This window comes from Achromobacter sp. D7-1, assembly GCF_059760445.1.
This window is the reverse complement of record NZ_JCBAMT010000082.1, coordinates 1-16,808: the sequence shown is the minus strand read 5'-3', so window position 1 is coordinate 16,808 and position 16,808 is coordinate 1. Positions and strand designations below refer to the sequence as shown.

Below are 16,808 nucleotides of genomic sequence, written 5' to 3'. Positions count from 1 at the left end.
TTCAGGCCGCCAGCCGGGTTGGGGCGCTATGCTTTCGCATCCCATGCCCCGGAGGCTCCAGCATGTCCCTGCTTTTCAGTCCCATCTCCATCGGCCAGCTGGAGCTGGCCAACCGCATCGTCATCGCGCCCATGTGCGAGTACTCGGCTGAAAATGGCCTGGCGACCGATTGGCACATGATCCATCTGGGACACCTGGCCTTGTCCGGCGCCGCGCTGCTGTTCGTGGAAGCCACCGCCGTGGAGCCCGACGGCCGCATCACCCCGGGAGATCTGGGCCTGTGGTCCGACGAAACCGAGGCGGCGATCGGCCGCGTCGTCGCCGCCATCCGCCGCTATGCGCCCATCAAGCTGGGCATACAGCTCGCCCACGCGGGCCGCAAGGCTTCCAGCGACGCGCCCTGGAACGGCGGCCAACTGGTCCCGCCCGAGGCTGGCGGCTGGCAGGGCTGGGCGCCCTCGGCGCTGCCGCACAACGCGTCCGAACCCGCGCCCCATGCGCTCGACGCGGCAGGCCTGGCGCGTATCCGCGATGCCTTTGTGGCCAGCGCCAAACGGGCTATCCGGCTGGGCTTCGACGCGATCGAGCTGCACGCTGCGCACGGCTATCTGCTGCACCAGTTCCTGTCGCCCTTGTCGAACCGGCGCGACGACGCCTACGGCGGCTCGCTTGAGAACCGCATGCGTTTTCCGCTGGAAGTCTTCCAGGCGCTGCGCGAGCTCACGCCGCCGTCCGTGGCGCTGGGCGTGCGCGTATCCGCCACCGATTGGGTCGAGGGCGGCTGGGATCTGGAACAGACGCTGGTGTTGGCGCAGGCCTTGAAGGAACGGGGCTGCGAGTTCATCGACGTCTCCAGCGGCGGCGTTTCGCCGCAGCAGAAGATCCCCGCCGGGCCGAATTATCAGGTGCCGTTCGCCGACGAGATCAAGCGCAAGGTGGGCATGCCCACCATCGCGGTGGGCCTGATCACCGAGGCGCAACAGGCGGAAGACATCCTGGAGCACGGTCAGGCCGACATGGTCGCGCTGGCGCGCGGCATGCTGTACGACCCGCGCTGGCCCTGGCATGCCGCGGCGCAATTGGGCGGCCAGGTCAGCGCGCCGCGCCAATACTGGCGCTCGCAGCCGCGGGATCAGAAGGCGCTGTTCGGCGAAACCCGCTTCGGCCAGCGCTAGGCGAAAGCGGCAGGCAGGTCCGCGGCCTGCCTGAATCCCGTCCTATGGCCGCGTGCCGTCGTAGGCGTTTTGCAGCAAGGTCCGCAAGGCCTCGCGCTCCAGCGGGCGGGGATTGGGGTAGGGCGTTTGCAAGGCGATGTCGCAGGCGCGGTCCAGGTCTTGCTCGCGCATGCCGATATCGCGCAGCGCGGTGGGCGCGCCCAGCGACCGGGCCAGGTCGAACACGCCAGCCGCCGCAGCCGGTGCGCCCAGCGCCGCCGCGATGCGCTCCATGGCTTGCGGCGCGGCCGCGGCGTTGTAGGCCAGGGCGTGGGGCAGCACCACGGTGTGGACTTCGGCGTGCGGCAGGTTGAAGCTGCCTCCCAGCGTGTGGCAGAGCTTGTGATGCAGTGCCATGCCCACGCTGCCCAGCACCGTTCCGCACAGCCAGGCGCCGTAGAGCGCGTTGCTGCGCGCCTGCAGCAGATCCGCGCCGCCGGCGCCGGCGTGAATGGCGGGCAGCGACTGCGCCAGCGCGCGTATGCCTTCCTGCGCCATCAGGTCCATGATCGGATTGCCGTCGCGCGCATACAGGCCTTCGGCCGCGTGGGCGATGGCATTGATGCCGCTGGTCACGCTCATCGATACCGGCAGCGACAGGCTCAGTTCCGGGTCGTACACCACGCTGCGCGGCAGGACGCGGTCATCCTTGCCGGTTTTCTTCATGCCGGCCTCGGTGATGCCGTAGATCGGCGTCATTTCCGAGCCCGCATAGGTGGTGGGCACCGCGATGACCGGCAGCCCGGAGTCCAGGGCGATGGCCTTGCCCAGGCCGATGGTGGAGCCGCCGCCCACGGCTACCGCGCAATCGGCGCCCAGCTCGCGCGCCGCCTCCCGCGCCTGGCGCGCGATCTCGATCGGCACGTGCATCACGGCCTGGTCGAAGATCCCGGCCACGCGCGCCTCGTCCAGCAAGGTTGCGACCCGTTCGGCCTGCGCGCGCTGCGGCGGCGTGCAAAGCACCAGCGCGCGCCGCAGCCCCAGCGTATCGAGTTCGGCCGCCAGGCCGCCCAGGCTGCCCGGTCCGAAGACCACGCGCTGGGCGCGGCTGGCGTAGATGAAGGATTGCATGGCGTTCCCGGTCTGCATGTCGGTCATTGTGCAACGATTCCGCGGCTCTTGATGAGCTGGCCCCAGCGTTGGGATTCGGCCTGCACCAGCCGGTTCATGTCGTCGCGGCCGCCGGCCACCACTTCGAAGCCGGATTCGGTGATGCGTCCGGCGACGGCCGGGTCGCGCAGCGCCGCGATGGTGGCGTCGGCCAGCTTGTCCAGCGTCGCCGCCGGCGTTTGCGCCGGCGCCACCATGCCCACCCAGGAATAGATCTCGAATCCCGGATAGCTTTCGGCGATGGCGGGCACGTCCGGCAGGGCGGCGACGCGCTTGGGCGCGGTCACCGCCAGCGCGCGCAGCTTGCCGCTCTGGATGTGGGGCAGCACCAGCGGCAGGCTGGCGATGATGGATTCCACGTGTCCGCCCATCAGATCCGACACGGCCGGACCGCCGCCCCGGTAGGGCGTATGGATGCCGCTGGTGCCCGCGGCCTGGTGGAACATCTCGGCCGCCAGGTGGTTGGAGCTGCCCGCGCCGACCGAGGCGTAGGACACGCTGCCCTTCTTGCCGGCCGCCACATAATCGGCCAGCGTCTGGTAGGGGCCGCTGGCCGTCACCGCCAGCACCATGGGCGAACGCACCATGTACGACACGCCGGTCAGGTCGCGCGCCGTGTCATAGGGCAGCTTGGGGTAGATGTGCTGCTCGGTGGCGTAGGAATCGAACACCATTTCGACGGTGTAGCCGTCGGGCGCGGACTTGGCGACCAGCGCCGTGCCTATGGTGCCGCCGGCGCCGCCGCGGTTGTCGATGACCACCGTCTGGCCCAGCTTGTCCTGCAGCGCCTGCTGCACCTGGCGCGCCACCCGGTCCACGGTGCCGCCCGCGGCAAAAGGCACCACGATCGTCACCGGCTTGCTGGGATAGGAATCCGCCAGCGCGGGCAGGGCGGTGGCCCAGGCGCCTGCGGCGAGGGCGGCGGTCGCCAGCAGGGCGCGGGGCGAGCGGCGGGGGGCGGTAATAGGGGGCATGCGGGTCTCCTGGGCTTATCGTCGTTGTATCCGGCCGTCTATCTTTGTCAAAATTGCCAAAGTGCGGCCATGCACGGTATCGTAATTGGCAAATTCCCCAGGAAAGCTGGCGTCGCACGCCAAAGCCTTTTGCGCCATACGCACAAATGAAAACCGTCAAATTCGCCGAAAGCCTGTCCATCTTCGTCGACGTCGCCCGCGCTCAGAGCTTTTCCGAGGTGGCCCGCCGCCGTGGCATGGTGGCCTCGTCCGTGGCGCGGCAGATCGGCGCGCTGGAGTCCGAACTCAAGGTGCCGCTGTTCGTGCGCTCCACCCGCGCCCTGATGCCGACCGAGGCAGGCGAGGTGCTCTACGAGCGCGCCGTGAAGATCCTGCACGACATGACCGAGGCGCGCTCCGAAGTCATATCTCTGGAGCAGACCGTGCAAGGCCTGTTGCGCGTCAGTTGCCTGCCCGCGTTCGCGCGGCGCTACGTGGTGCCCATGCTGCAGCAGCTGGGCGAACGCCATCCGCAGTTGCAGGTGGAGCTGGAGTTGACCGAGCGCGTGGTGGACCCGGTGGTGGAGCGCATGGACGTGGTGGTGCGGGTGGGGCAGCAGCCCGACAGCAGCCTGATCGGGCAGCGCATCGGCAGCCATCGCTACCTGATCTGCGCCGCGCCCTCATACCTGGAGCGTCATGGCGTGCCGCGCACGCTGGCGGACCTGTCGCGCCATCGCCTGATCGACCGGCGCCACAGCACCAGCGTGCGCGGCTGGCGCGAGCTGGGCGATGGCCAGTGGGCGCAGGACGCCCGATTCGTGCTGGAATGCGACGATTGCGACGCGCGCCGGTTCGCGGCGCTGGAAGGGCTGGGCATCGCGCTCATGCCCAACTGGTCCGCGGGCGCGGACATCGGCGCCGGGCGCCTGGTGCAGTTGACGCTGGAGGACGCCAGTCCGCCGCCGGAAAGCGGCATTTATCTGCTGCGCGCCATGCCGCGCGCCAATGCGCGTATCCGCGCTTTCACCGAGCAGTTGCGGCGGCAGATCGGCTCCCCTTTGGTGTGGGACGCGGCCATCGAGACGGCGCGCGCGGCCTGACGCGCCTGGAAACAGGTTGCGCGGTCGTCATCCGCGGCTGGGCGGCCCCGCTGGCGCCGCGCCTTATTTGGCGTCGTGGAAAATGATCCCCAGCGTGTGCCGCTCGCCCTTGCGCAGCCGGCTGACACCGTGCCGCAGATGGGCCCGGTAATAGCCGCGCCCCGAACGCACCGGCTTGTGGTTGACGGCAAGCACCACGGCATCGCCTTGCCGCAGCGGCACCACGTCGGCCCGGCCAGGCTGCTTGGGGTTGCTTTCGGCCAACAGCAGTTCGCCGCCTTCGAAGTCGCGCCCTGGCTCGTCCAGCAGGAAGATGACCTGGAACGGAAAGACGTGATCGCCGTACAAGTCCTGATGCAGGCAGCAGTAATCGTTCACCTGATACCGCAGCAGCAGCGGCGTGGGCCGCCGTTGGCCCGCCGCATGGCAGATGTCGCGGAACTCGTCGTGGGTCGCGGGAAAACGTTCCTCGATCCGCATGGCGGCATGCCAGCGGTTGGCGATGGGCGCCAGGCGAGGATAGAGCGACTGCCGCAAGCCTTGGACGGCGTCGGGCAGCGGGTAGCCGAAGTACTTGTACTCGCCCCGGCCGAACGCATAGCGCTCCATCACGATGCGGCTGCGAAAGCGCGCTTCGTCGGTGTAGCTGCGCGCGAGTTCCCTGCACTGGGCGGACGTCAGCAGCGCGGGCAGGACGGCGTAGCCATCGCGGCCGAGCGCGTCTTCGGCGGCCTGCCAGTCGGCCGCCGCAATCCGGGCTTCAGGCGGCTCGTGTTGCAGGATCGTTGTCGGCATGGTGCAGGTTGGCATCAGGGCGCATCGTGAAAATACAGTTCCAGGCCGACGCGCTCGCCCTTGCGCACGCGGCTGACGGCATGCTTGAGATTGACGCGATAGTCGCCCTTGGAACCCGAGAAGGGGCGTTCCGCCGTGGCGATGATGGCGGCGTCGCCGAACTTGAGCGGCGCCACCATCGGACGCGACTGCATGCGCGGACGCTGCTCCGTCATCACGAATTCGCCGCCCTGAAAGCCATCGCCCGGTTCGGACAGCAGCGCGACTACCTGCATGGGGAATACCTGCTCGCCATCATTGCGCTGATGCAGCGCCACGTAGTCGTCGACGCCGAGTCGGTTCAGGTGAGAGCGCGCCCTGGTCTGGCCCGCCTGCCGGTTGCGCGCCAGGAATTCCGGCAGCTCGGCGGGGTAGCGCAGGCTGGCGCCCATGCGCTCGTTCCAGCGATTGGCATGGCCGGCCAGCCGGCGGTACAGCGACGCGCGCACCGGCTCCAGCGGCGCCGGCATGGCGGCGTCGAAGTAGTACAGTTCGCCGCGCCCCAGCCCGCTGGATTCCAGGCTTACCCGCCTGGCTTGCGGCGCGTCGACCTGCCGCGCCAGGCTGCGCGCCAGCTCGGTGTCCAGCAATCCGGGCAGCAAGGCATAGCCTTCGGTATCGAGCTGCGATCCGATGTCTGCCCAGTCCAGGCGCTCCAGGCGGGTCTCGAGGGCGGTCATGCCGCTGTCATGCATAGGGTTCTCATCGATGTTCGGAAGCGAGCGTGGCGTCATGCTGCGTCATGGAAGATAAGGCCCACGGTGTGGCGCAGGCCGCCGCGCACGCGGCTCACGCCGTGCCGCATGGCGACCTTGCGCGGCCCGCGCGCGCCCGCCGCAGGCCGTTGATTGACGGTGAACACCACGGCGTCGCCCTGGTTCAGCGCCACGACGTCGGCGCGCTGGCCATTGGCGCCAAGCTCGGTCATGACGAATTCGCCGCCGGTGAAATCCTTGCCGGGTTCGGACAGCAGGATGGCGACCTGCAGCGGAAACACATGCTCGCCATAGAGATCCTGGTGCAGGCAGTTGTAGTCGCCCTCGCCGTATTGCAGCATCAATGGCGTGGGGCGGGCCTGGCCCGCCCGATGGCAGCGTTGCAGGAAGGCGTCCAGTTCAGGCGGGTACTGCGTATCCTTGCGCAGTTGTTGATTCCAGCGGTTGGCTATCGGCGCGAGCCGGGCATAAAGCGCATGGCGCAGGCAGTCGAGCAACGGCGGCAAGGGGTACGCGAAGTATTGGTATTCGCCGCGTCCGAATCCATGGCGCGCCATGATGATGCGCGAACGGAAGCGCGCTTCGTCCGGGTAAAGAGCGGAAAGGCCGCGGCATTGCCGCGCCGTCAGCAGTCGGGGAAGTACGGCGTTGCCATGGGCATCCAGGGCATGCTCCACAGTCACCCAGTCATAGCGGGCGGCGTTCATCGCCTGGTTCTCGCTTGCCGCGGCGTGCATGCCGGATCCTCTCTGCGCTTGAAGACCCGTTCAGTATAAAAACTCACGCCTCTTTTAAAACTCCGTTCCTTGCGCTTGGCTGGGAAGCGCGCTTCCCTGGGAGCCTGGCGCTGCCGCCATGAAAAAACGCCGCGAGCGCGGCGTCTTTCAGGCGGGCGGGGCAGGCGGGCGCTTACAGGCGCGAGTACGCCTGCTCCAGTTCGCGATGCAGCTGGTCGGCGAAATCCTCGCGCGCGGGGTCCAGCTGCGACAGCAGGCGGGCCAGCACGACGTTGTCTTCCTCGCCGTTCCAGATCTTGATGTAAGTGCCTTCCTTGTAGCCATGCTGCTGGCGGAAGATGTTCAGCACGTTCTTGGACACGTATTGCGTGTAGGCGTCGTTCCAGCTCATGTCGCAGGACGTCATGGTCTGTTCCAGCACCTTGAAGCTGGCGCGGCCGCACACGGCCAGGCCGCCGATCAGTTCCAGCAGCTCGGGCACGTTCAACTGGTCCAGCGTGTGGGTCTTGCCGTCCAGCGCGACCGAGGCCGGGCCGGACAGGTCGGCGACCAGCGCGCCGGCGGCGGCGCCGATGTCGCCGCGGGCTTGCACGATGGTGTGCGACAGGTAGAAGTGCAGGATGTCCACCAGTTCCATTTGCACCTGCGGCAGGTCGATGGTCTGCTTCTTCCACCACTTCCAGCCGTAGTGTTCCAGCGCCTCGGCGGATTCGACGAAGGCGGCGCGCAGGAAGCGGGCTCCGCCGTTGACCCAATCCGGATTGATCATGCTGTTCAAGTGGCCCTGCAGCTTCAGCATCGTGGCCGCCTGGGCCTGGTTCAATCCGACTACGTTATTCACTTTTACTCCGTGGTTCATGGGTCTTTCGACAGCGGCGGAAATGTTAGCACCATTGCCCGCCCGAGCCGGGCCGCCCCGGTGGCGGAATCAGGCGTCGCCGTCCTTGCGGTAAGAAGAGCGCTTGAGCGGAGGCAGCGGCGCCTTGCCGCGCGGATTGCGCGCGTTGCGGGCGGCCTTGAACAGCATCATGGCGAAGAAGAACAGGAAGACGGCGGGCATGGCCTCGTCCAGGTCGAACCCGGGGCCGCGCAGGGCTTCGAAGATGATGCGCGCTCCGGCCCAGCCGGCCAGGATGCCGCCCACCGTCAGGATGACGCCGATCTTGCGCTGGGTGGCTTGGCGGGCCATCGATACCTCGGCGGCATCTGTCTGGCCCGGAGCCGCGGGCGCTTGCCGCGATTGCAGGGGCGGCGGGGCCGGCTTGCCCCAGGGCGCGCCGGATAGCGTTTCAGAGGGAGAGGCCGGGGGCGCGGGAGGGGGCGGGGGAGCTGCCGGGCGGGATTGCGCCCGCTTGTCGGGAACCTGCCCCGGCGTTACGCCGCCGGCACGCGTCAGGTTCTCGATATAGCGCGCGAAGTCGCCATTCCTGGGCTCCCCATCTATGGCCATGGCCCCTCTCTCCGGTTCAGTTGCCGCGGCGTTGGCGCGCCGGGACCCGGCGCTTGCGCAGCATGGCTATCAACAGCCCGCATCCTAGCAGCACCGAGAGTCCCGCGCCGATCATCATGGCAATCTGTTGCGCATTGTCCGCCGTGCCCAGGCTGCGCGCCGTGATGTAGCCCGGCGCCAGCATCAACGGCATCCACAGGATGGCGGACGTGACGTTGGCCAGCTGGAAGCGGCTGTGTCCCATGCCCATCACGCCGGCGACCGTGGGGATGGTGGAGCGGATAGGCCCCAGAAAGCGGCCGATCAGCACGGAAGCGAAGCCGTAGCGGTAGAAGAACAGGCGGGCGCGCGCCACGCCGCTGCGCTGTTGCTTCAGCGGCCAGCGGCGCAGGACGCCGGGACCGGCCCAGCGGCCCAGCCAGTAGGACAGGGCGTCGCCCACGATGGCGCCGGCGATGCCCCAGGCGATGATGCTCCAGGGGTTCAGGGTGCCCGCGCCGATCAGGCCGCCGGTCAGCAGCATCAGGGCCGTGGCCGGGATGAACAGGCCCAGCAGCACCATCGATTCGCCGAGGGTGAGCAGGAAGGTAATCGGGCCCGCCCAGGCCTGGTTGGCCTCGATGAACATCGCGATCTGGTCGACGTATTGGTCCATGGATACAAAGTTGAAATTTAGCTGAACGCAATCGGGTATGTTAACGCCTGCGGAACTGCCGGTGCGCCGTATAGTCCGTCTGGATGAAGCTAAATGTTGGAGAGTTATGGATTCGGTTACGCAGGCGGTGCTGGGCGCGGGCATACAGGGCGCCCTGTTGGGACGGGTGCAGGGGCGCCGGGCGCTGATCTACGGCGCGGCGCTGGCGACAGTGCCGGACCTGGACGTGCTGATGAGCTACCCGGACCCGGTGTCGCTCATGACCTACCACCGCGGTTTCTCGCATTCGGTCTTCGTGCTGACCGGCCTGGCGGTCTTCCTGACCTGGCTGATCCGCAAATACTGGCCGCAGGCGCCGTACAGCGGACGCCGGCTGTTCCTGACCTTATGGCTGGTGCTGGTGACCCATCCCGTGCTGGACGCCTTCACGGTCTACGGGACGCAGCTATTCTGGCCGCTGGCGCTCATTCCTGAAAGCTGGGCCGCCGTGTTCATCATCGACCCGGTCTATACCGTGCCGTTGTTGCTGGCGGTGCTGTTCGCCGTCGGCTTCGGCATGACGCGCACCGCGCGCAGGCTGCTGGCCGCCGCGCTGGTCTTCAGCACGGCCTACCTGGGATTCGGGTTGGCCGCGCGCATTGCCGCCGAGGACCGCGTGCGCGAGGCGATGCAGGCGCAGGGCATTGCCGTCAGCGAACTGCGCGCGGTGCCCATGCCTTTCAACACGCTGGTGTGGCGCGTCATCGCCAAGACGCCCGACGGCCACTATTACGAGTCGGTCAGCAGCCTGTTCGACCGGGATCCGCCGGAATGGCTGCGCCAGCCGCTCAACCTGGATACTGCGCAGGCCCTTGCGGACGTACCGCTGCACCAGCGCCTGCGCTGGTTCACGGACGACTGGCTGCGCTACGACGTCATCGGCAACGCGCTGGTGGTGACGGACCTGCGCATGGGAATGGCGGGGCATTACACCTTCCGCTTCAAGATGGCGGAACGCGCGGCGGACGGTAGCTGGCAGGCGGTGACGCCTTCCATCTGGCCCACCGAGCGCGGCGGCTGGGCTGAGCTGAAGCTGGTGCTGGGCCGCATCCTGCATGCGCAGCCGCCCTTGCCGCTGGCGCAGTGGTCGGAGCTGTCGACGCGATAGGCCGGGACGCGGACTATGCCATGACCGGCGGCCGCGGCGCCGGCGCGCAGGCCTGCTCGTAGGCCTCGGCCGCCAGCAACAGCTGCAGGTCGCCGTGGCAGGGGCCAACCAGTTGCAAGCCCAGCGGCAGGCCATCCTGGCCCAGTCCGCAAGGCACGCTGACGGCGGGGTGGCCGGTCAGGTTGAACAGCATGGTCCACGGATACCAATGGGCGCGGATGTCGCCGAACGAGCGGTCGTCAATGTCCATGGTGTCGAAGATGTCCGTGCCCAGGGGCAAGGCGGTGCGGGACATGGTCGGCATGGCCAGCAGGTCGGCTTGATCGAACAGCGCCTGCACCTTGCGATAGAGCGCGGTGCGGGCAAACATGGCTTCCTGGTATTGCTGGGCGCTGAACGCCGAGGCGGTGGCGATCTGCCGCCGGAAGGTGGCGCTGTAGGCGTCGGGCTCGCGCTCGATCAGGGGCAGGAAGCGGGTGCGCCAGACGGTGTGGTTGATGACGCGCCAGATCGGCTCGACATCGAAGCCCGCGCCGTCGAACGGCTCGACTTCCGCGCCCAGATCGGCCAGGCGCGCCAGTGCCGCCTCGAATGCGCGGCGCACGTCGGCAGCCACGGGGCGGCCGGGCGGGGCGGCGCAGTAGCGTATGCGCTTGCCGCGCAGCGTTTCGTGGGAGGCCGCCGCGCCGGCGTAGTCGGCGCTGGGCACTCCCAGGGACCACGGATCGCAATCATGCGGGCCGGCCATGGCCGCCATCATCAAACGGGTATCGGCCACGCTGCGCGTGGTCGGCGTCACATAGGTCTGGTTGCCGATGGCGTCCTGCGCCTGGCTGTGCGGTATCGCGCCCAGGCTTTGCTTGAATCCCACCACGCCGTTGCACGCGGCGGGAATGCGGGTGGAGCCGCCGCCATCGCTGGCCACCGCCAGCGCCGTGATGCCGGCGGCCGTCGCCGCGGCGGCGCCGCCGCTCGAACCGCCGCAGGTGCGTTCCAGGTTCCAGGCGTTGCGGGTATGGCCGAACAGCGGGGAATCGGTCATCGACTTGGAGCCGAACTCAGGCGTCGTGGTCTTGCCGATCAGGATGGCGCCATGCTGGCGCAGCCGCGCCACCGCCACGGCGTCTTCGGCCGGCACGTTCGCGCTGAACGGCACGGCGCCGAAGGTGGTCCGCACGCCCGCGGTATTGACCAGGTCCTTCACCGTGTAGGGCAGGCCATGCAAGAGGCCCGCCGCATCGCCGCGCATCAGCGCGGCTTCGGCAAGCCTGGCCTCGGCGATAGCCTGGTCGGCGCACAAGGTGATGAAACAGTTCAAGACGGGTTGCAGTCGCTCGGCCCGGTCCAGCGAGGCGCGTACCAGCTCTACCGGGGACACGGCCTTGGTTCGGACCAGGCGCGCGGCCTCGACCGCGCTCAGCTCGCAAAGAGAATCGCTCATCGAAGCCACGTTCCGCCTATTCGTCGAAGGAAATGCCGGCGGCCTTGACGATGGGGGCCCAGTGCGCGCGCTCGACGCCGATGCGGCGCTTGGCGGCCTGTGCGTCCTGGGGTTCGACCAGGAAGCCCGCAGTCTGCAGTTTTTCCACCAGCGCCGGCCGCTTGCCGGCCGCGATGAAAGCCTGTTCCAGCTGGGCGATGGTGGCGTCCGGCGTGGCTGCGGGCGCGTACACGCCATACCAGCTGGCGGCATGCTGGTACTGCGGGTAGCCCTGTTCCAGCAGCGTCGGCACATTGGGCAGCGTAGGCAGGCGGCGGCTGCCGGCCACGCCCAGGAATTTCACCTTGCCGGCGTTATGCAGCGGCAGCATGCTGGCGACGGCGTCCCAGCCCATCGATACCTCGCCGCCGGCCACGTCCACCAGCATGGGCGCAGCGCCGCGGTAGAGTACCGGCACGACTTCGAGGCCGTTCTGGCTGCCCATCTCTATGGTTCCAAGCTGACCGGGACTGCCTTGCGTCGCCAGGCCCAAGGTCGCCTTGGCGCCTGCCTGCTTGGCCCATTGCACGTATTCAGCCATGCTGCCATACGGTTGGGCGGCGCCCGTCACAGCGCCGGTAGGCACGTCCGCCACCAGAGCGACGGGGCGCAAGTCGTGATCTGGGTCGTACCCCAGCTTCTTGTAGGTCAGGGGAAAGATCACGAACATTGGCGACGAGCCGAGATACAAGGTCAGGCCGTCTGTCTTGGCCCGCTTCACCACATCGAAACCCAGCCGTCCCGATGCGCCGGGACGATTCTCGACGATGACATTGGCATACCCCGCCGTCTGCAGCTGTTCGGCGTAGGCGCGGGCCACGGCGTCGGCCGCGCCGCCCGCTGCGTAGCCGACTATCAGGCGTACGACCTTGTCGCCGCCGGCCGGCTCCTGGGCCATGGCGCTGGGTGGCAGGCAGGCCGTCGTCGCGGCGGCAAGGATGAAGGCAAGTAGTCGGGTGCGGTCCAGCAAGTCGGTCTCCTGTCGGCGCGGCTTCACGTCCGCGGATCTGATGCCCTCGGATCGGCCCATGGCCACGCGCTATGCCACTATGATCGGATCGCCTGGCTTTACCGTATAGTGAATTATTTGCTCAAGGTATTGAGGAAATGCTCAAGCCATCCCTGGAGTCCCTAGCCTCCCGCCTCAAGCTGCGGCATTTGCAGATTGCGCTGGCCTTGCGCGATGCGCCCTCGGCCAAGGAGGTCGCCGTGGCCGCGAACGTGAGCGAATCGGCGGTCTCGAAAACCCTGGCTGAACTGGAATCGCAGCTGGGATTCAAGTTGTTCGAGCGCATGGGCAATGCCAAGCGTCCGACGGAAATGGGCCGCCAGGTCCTGCCCATGATGGAAGCCGTGGTGGCGCAGGCGCGCGGGCTGGCCCAGACAGTCATGGACGTGCGCGGCGGCCACCAAGGCGAGCTACGGATCGGCGTGGCCACGGATATGGGCAAGCTGAGCCTGGCGCCGTTGATCCATGCCTTCAACCAGGCGCAGACGGGCGTTGCCCTCGACGTGCAGGCTGGCGGGTATCGCGCCATGGCGGACCTGCTGCTGGACGACAAGCTGGATGCGCTGGTGTGTTACGACGCGCCCGAGCTGATCGCACCCGGCCTGGGCCGCTTGCGGCTGGTGGCGCCGCAGCCCTTGGTGGTTGTCGCCAATGCGCGGTTATCGCCGCTGGCGGCGCGGCGGCGCCTCACGCTGAAGGATCTGCACGCGCAGCCCTGGTGCAAGCCGCGTTCGGGCACGATGATGCATGACAAGCTGACCGCGTTGTTTCTGGGGGCGGATTTGAGCCTGCCGCTGCGTGGTATCCAGGTGAGCGATCTGCTGCTTACCGACGAGTTCATCCGCAGCACGGATTATCTGGTCATGCTGCCGCTGGCGGCGGCGCAACGTCTGACCCGAGCAGCCGAGGCTGTCATCCTGCCGGTCGACCTGCACGAACACAATCCGCCCACGATCATCGCTTGGCAGCGCGCCGCCGAACGGCATCCTCCGCTCCATCGGTTTCTGCAATTCTGCGGTGCGCCGCAGGACGGGAAGACGATCGAGTAAGGGTTCCATTCCTCTCGACTGGCTGATCCGACGGATTTCTGCCCCCGGTGACCCGGGGGCTTTTTCATGGCGTTTCCGTATTGACCGCCATCCAGCCCCTGCATTATTCTTGTTCAACTTAAAGGAACATAAGTTCCGTTTTATGGAACAATCATGAGTATTCTCGATGGCGTCCAGCGCGTGCTGGGGCTGTACGCGGAAGGCGCGTCGGAGCTGAGCTTCACCGAAGTGGCGGCTCGCCTGTCCATGCCCAAGAGCAGCGCATCGCGCCTGCTCAATCAGATGCAGCATTACGGCCTGCTCGACCAGGACGCCGCCACGCGCCGCTATCGCGCCGGGACCATGCTGGCCCAGGCCGTGCGCGCCGGCATGGCGGCCACGCCGCTGGACGATGCCTGCCGCGCCGTGTTGACCCGGCTGTCCGACGACAGCGGCCTGACCGCCTATCTCTCTACCCTGAACCAGCGCGAAACCGTGGTGCTGCAACGCCTGAACGGCTCGCACCCGGTGCAGGTGCTGTCGCCGCCCGGCTCGCGCCGCGCCGCTTCGGGCACCGCCATGGGCCGGGCGCTGCTGTCGCGCCTGAGCGAAACAGAGTTCCAGGCGCTGTACGGCACTGATCCCGATCAGCCGCTGCCCACGGAAGGCCGCGACTGCCCCGCCACGGTCGGCGATCTGGCGCGCCTGGTGGCGCAGACTCGGGCGGACCATTGCGGCGTGGCTATCGACCAGGCCATGCCGGGCATAGGCGCGGTGGCCGCCGCCGTGCGCGACCCCGCCACCGGCGAACTGCGCGGCCTGTGCCTGTCCTTCGTTTCCTTCCAGGCCGATGCCGACCGCGTCGCGCGCTTGCGCGAGTCCGTGCTGCGGCAGGTCGGGGCGCTGGGGCGCGAACTGAGCGATCCCTATTGGCTGGCCTGAACGCTTGCAGGCTCACAAATACAGATGCGTCCGCGCCGCCGGATACCCAGAAAATCCCTTACGGAAATCCTCCACATGAACCTACTGCTCCTCAGCAACTCCAGCAGCGACGCCGGCTATCTGGTCCACGCGCTGCCCGACATCCGCGAACTGATCGCATCGCTGCCGCAAGGCGCGCCGGCCGTCTTCGTGCCGTACGCCGGCGTCACGCGCGACTGGGACGACTACACCGCGCTGGTGGCGTCGGCGCTGGCGGATACCGGCCTGGACATCCAGGGGCTGCATCGCGCCGAGGATCCCGCGGCCGCGCTGGCAGGCGCCGCGGCCATCATCGTGGGCGGCGGCAACACCTTCAACCTGCTCGGCCAGCTGCGCCGCCTGGGCTTGCTTGACGTCGTGGCGCGCCGCGTGCGCGAGGGCGCGGCCTATCTGGGCTGGAGCGCCGGCTCCAACCTGAGCTGCCCCAGCATCTGCACCACCAACGACATGCCCATCACCGACCCGCAAGGCTTCGACGCCCTGGGCTTGCTGTCGTTCCAGATCAACCCGCACTACACCAACGCGCATCCGCCCGGACATCGCGGCGAAACCCGCGCCCAGCGCCTGGCCGAATTCTGCACGCTGAATCCGCAGATGCCGGTCCTTGGCCTGCCGGAAGGTTCGGCCCTGCGCGTGCGCGGCGGCCAGATCGACCTGATCGGCCCGCACGATGCGCCGCTGTTCATCGGCAGTGCCGAGCCGCGCGTGTTCCGCCCGGGCCCTGTGGAGATTCCGGCATGAAGCACGTCATCGATACCATCGAACTGCTGTCCTCCGCCCACATCACCGGCGAGGCCGTGGCCGGGCAACTGCGCGCGGCCGGCAACTGCGAGGTCGAGGTGACCCGGCTGGAGCGCGACGGCGCCGCCACCGAATTCCTGTCCATCGTGATTCCCGGCCTCGATGACGCCGCGCCGCAACTCGGCATCGTCGGCCGCCTGGGCGGCATCGGTGCGCGTCCCGCGGTCACCGGCCTGGTGTCCGACAGCGACGGCGCGGTGGTCGCCATCGCCGCGGCCTTCAAGCTGATGGCCATGGCCCGCCAGGGCGACGTCCTGCCGGGCACGGTGCGTATCCGCACCCACATTTGCCCCCGCGCCGGCACGCGGCCGCACCATCCGGTGCCGATGATGCGCTCGCCGTTCCCCATGCGCGAAATGATGTCGCATGAGGTCGACCCGCGCATGGACGCGATCCTGTCGGTCGACACCACACGCGGCAACCGCTTGGTCAACCACCGTGGCGTGGCGCTGACGCCGGTCGCGCGCCAGGGCTATCTGCTGCGCATTCCCGAAACCATGCTGGACGTCATGGGCTGGGTCAGCGGCGAACTGCCGGTGACCCTGCCGCTGACCACGCAGGACATCACGCCCTACGAAAACGGCCTGTGGCACGTGAACTCGCTGATGCAGCCTACGATCGTCACCGGCGCGCCGGTGGTGGGCGTGGCGCTGACCGCGCAGACCACGGTGCCGGGCTGCGCCACGGGCGTCACCAACGCCGTGGACGCCGACGTCGCCATGCGCTTCTGCATCGAGATCGCCAAGCTCTACGGACAGGGCGCGATGAGCTTCGTGGATGAAGCCGAATGGGCCGCGCTGCAAAGCCGCTACGGCTCGATGGCGCATCTGCAGACGGTGGGCCGCGTCGACGCGGGCGCGGCATGAGCGCGCAGCCGCGCCGCGTGGCGTTCTTCACCATCGGCCAGTCGCCGCGCAGCGACGTGGTGCCCGAGATGGCGCCGCTCCTGGGCGAGCAGGTGCGCATCGACGAGTTCGGCGCGCTGGACGGCCTGGATGCTGCCGGCCTGGCCGCGCTGGCGCCCAAGCCGGGCGAGTACCGCTTCGCCACCCGCATGCGCGACGGTGCGCAGATCGAACTGGACGCGGCCGCCGCCGAGGCGCGCCTGGCCGAGGTCATGCGCCAGGCCGACGCGGCGGGCTACGACGTGCTGGTGCCGCTGTGCACTGGCACCGCGATCGCGCCGATGCGCACGCTGGTGGTGGAGCCGCAGCAGGTGGTGGACCACCTGGTCGCCGGCCTGGCCGAGCATTGCCGCAAGGTGGGGCTGGTAGTGCCGCTGGAGGCGCAGGTCGACGCCTTCCACATGGTCGTGCCGCTGTCCTGCGAGACCCTGGTCGTGCATGCCTCGCCCTACGAAGCCGACGCGGCGCAGGCCGCGCGCAACTTCGAGCAGGCGGGCCGCGAACTCGCGTCCTGCGACCTGATCGTCATGCATTGCATGGGCTACGCCGAGCGCATGCGCCAGGCGGTGGCGCAAGCCTCGGGCCGGCCGGTGCTGCTGTCCAACCGCATGGTGGCGCAGACGCTGGCGCAAATACTGGAATAACGCCGCGGGAACCGTTCCGGCCTTGCCGCACACAGCGATGC

The 16,808-nt window shown here is 68.3% G+C and carries 18 protein-coding genes; 8 read left to right on the top strand and 10 right to left on the bottom strand.

Annotation, left to right across the window (positions count from 1 at the left end):
* The first annotated feature begins 62 nt into the window (after nt 1-62).
* The gene (locus AC6LKD_RS26455; protein ID WP_492276333.1) at nt 63-1,175 is read left to right on the top strand and encodes an NADH:flavin oxidoreductase/NADH oxidase; all 1,113 of its coding nucleotides are present in this window, start codon (nt 63-65) and stop codon (nt 1,173-1,175) included.
* A gap of 42 nt (nt 1,176-1,217) precedes the next feature.
* Here the strand turns inward: AC6LKD_RS26455 and AC6LKD_RS26450 are convergent, their stop codons facing one another.
* Both AC6LKD_RS26450 and AC6LKD_RS26445 read right to left on the bottom strand, forming a co-directional pair.
* The gene (locus AC6LKD_RS26450; RefSeq protein WP_498117905.1) at nt 1,218-2,312 is read right to left on the bottom strand and encodes a maleylacetate reductase; all 1,095 of its coding nucleotides are present in this window, start codon (nt 2,310-2,312) and stop codon (nt 1,218-1,220) included.
* On the bottom strand, nt 2,309-3,298 hold the full coding sequence (locus AC6LKD_RS26445) for a tripartite tricarboxylate transporter substrate binding protein (protein ID WP_492276335.1): 990 nt from the start codon (nt 3,296-3,298) through the stop codon (nt 2,309-2,311). Before AC6LKD_RS26445 ends, AC6LKD_RS26450 begins: the two co-directional genes overlap by 4 nt.
* Nucleotides 3,299-3,444: 146 nt before the next feature.
* Here AC6LKD_RS26445 and AC6LKD_RS26440 point away from each other — a divergent pair, with 146 nt between their 5' ends.
* Nucleotides 3,445-4,380 (top strand): LysR family transcriptional regulator, encoded by a 936-nt coding sequence (locus tag AC6LKD_RS26440; RefSeq protein WP_013394731.1) that lies wholly within the window; start codon nt 3,445-3,447, stop codon nt 4,378-4,380.
* A 63-nt stretch (nt 4,381-4,443) separates the two neighbouring features.
* On the opposite strand, the gene AC6LKD_RS26435 is transcribed toward AC6LKD_RS26440, so the two are convergent.
* From AC6LKD_RS26435 to AC6LKD_RS26410, 6 genes are all read right to left on the bottom strand, one after another.
* On the bottom strand, nt 4,444-5,190 hold the full coding sequence (locus AC6LKD_RS26435) for a 2OG-Fe(II) oxygenase (RefSeq protein WP_013394730.1): 747 nt from the start codon (nt 5,188-5,190) through the stop codon (nt 4,444-4,446).
* Nucleotides 5,190-5,894, bottom strand: a complete 705-nt coding sequence (locus tag AC6LKD_RS26430; RefSeq protein ID WP_492276337.1) for a 2OG-Fe(II) oxygenase — start codon at nt 5,892-5,894, stop codon at nt 5,190-5,192. The genes AC6LKD_RS26435 and AC6LKD_RS26430 overlap by 1 nt, the downstream gene beginning before the upstream one ends.
* Before the next feature lie 50 nt (nt 5,895-5,944).
* On the bottom strand, nt 5,945-6,667 hold the full coding sequence (locus AC6LKD_RS26425) for a 2OG-Fe(II) oxygenase (protein WP_013394728.1): 723 nt from the start codon (nt 6,665-6,667) through the stop codon (nt 5,945-5,947).
* 172 nt (nt 6,668-6,839) lie between these two features.
* Complete coding sequence (locus AC6LKD_RS26420) at nt 6,840-7,526, bottom strand: dUTPase (protein WP_013394727.1); 687 nt, start codon at nt 7,524-7,526, stop codon at nt 6,840-6,842.
* A gap of 69 nt (nt 7,527-7,595) precedes the next feature.
* A complete protein-coding gene (locus AC6LKD_RS26415; protein WP_013394726.1) occupies nt 7,596-8,117 on the bottom strand; it encodes a hypothetical protein in 522 nt (173 codons plus the stop codon).
* Nucleotides 8,118-8,133: 16 nt separating this feature from the next.
* Complete coding sequence (locus AC6LKD_RS26410) at nt 8,134-8,772, bottom strand: DedA family protein (RefSeq protein WP_013394725.1); 639 nt, start codon at nt 8,770-8,772, stop codon at nt 8,134-8,136.
* A gap of 106 nt (nt 8,773-8,878) precedes the next feature.
* On the opposite strand from AC6LKD_RS26410, the gene AC6LKD_RS26405 reads away from it, so the two are divergent.
* Nucleotides 8,879-9,919, top strand: coding sequence for a metal-dependent hydrolase (locus AC6LKD_RS26405; RefSeq protein WP_498117904.1), 1,041 nt, complete (start codon nt 8,879-8,881; stop codon nt 9,917-9,919).
* A 13-nt stretch (nt 9,920-9,932) separates the two neighbouring features.
* Here AC6LKD_RS26405 and AC6LKD_RS26400 read toward each other — a convergent pair whose 3' ends face one another.
* Both AC6LKD_RS26400 and AC6LKD_RS26395 read right to left on the bottom strand, forming a co-directional pair.
* Complete coding sequence (locus AC6LKD_RS26400) at nt 9,933-11,360, bottom strand: amidase (RefSeq protein ID WP_498117903.1); 1,428 nt, start codon at nt 11,358-11,360, stop codon at nt 9,933-9,935.
* 16 nt (nt 11,361-11,376) lie between these two features.
* Complete coding sequence (locus AC6LKD_RS26395; protein ID WP_498117902.1) at nt 11,377-12,369, bottom strand: Bug family tripartite tricarboxylate transporter substrate binding protein; 993 nt, start codon at nt 12,367-12,369, stop codon at nt 11,377-11,379.
* A 137-nt stretch (nt 12,370-12,506) separates the two neighbouring features.
* On the opposite strand from AC6LKD_RS26395, the gene AC6LKD_RS26390 reads away from it, so the two are divergent.
* From AC6LKD_RS26390 to AC6LKD_RS26370, 5 genes are all read left to right on the top strand, one after another.
* Nucleotides 12,507-13,457, top strand: a complete 951-nt coding sequence (locus AC6LKD_RS26390; RefSeq protein WP_498117901.1) for a LysR family transcriptional regulator — start codon at nt 12,507-12,509, stop codon at nt 13,455-13,457.
* Between the two features lie 153 nt (nt 13,458-13,610).
* Nucleotides 13,611-14,378 (top strand): IclR family transcriptional regulator, encoded by a 768-nt coding sequence (locus AC6LKD_RS26385; RefSeq protein ID WP_498117900.1) that lies wholly within the window; start codon nt 13,611-13,613, stop codon nt 14,376-14,378.
* A gap of 75 nt (nt 14,379-14,453) precedes the next feature.
* Nucleotides 14,454-15,158 carry a dipeptidase PepE gene (gene pepE / locus AC6LKD_RS26380; protein ID WP_498117899.1) on the top strand — a complete coding sequence of 235 codons (705 nt, stop codon included), beginning with the start codon at nt 14,454-14,456 and terminating at the stop codon, nt 15,156-15,158.
* Nucleotides 15,155-16,084, top strand: a complete 930-nt coding sequence (locus AC6LKD_RS26375; RefSeq protein ID WP_013394718.1) for a DUF1177 domain-containing protein — start codon at nt 15,155-15,157, stop codon at nt 16,082-16,084. The genes pepE and AC6LKD_RS26375 overlap by 4 nt, the downstream gene beginning before the upstream one ends.
* Nucleotides 16,081-16,767, top strand: a complete 687-nt coding sequence (locus tag AC6LKD_RS26370) for an AroM family protein (protein WP_498117898.1) — start codon at nt 16,081-16,083, stop codon at nt 16,765-16,767. The genes AC6LKD_RS26375 and AC6LKD_RS26370 overlap by 4 nt, the downstream gene beginning before the upstream one ends.
* Nucleotides 16,768-16,808: the final 41 nt, after the last annotated feature.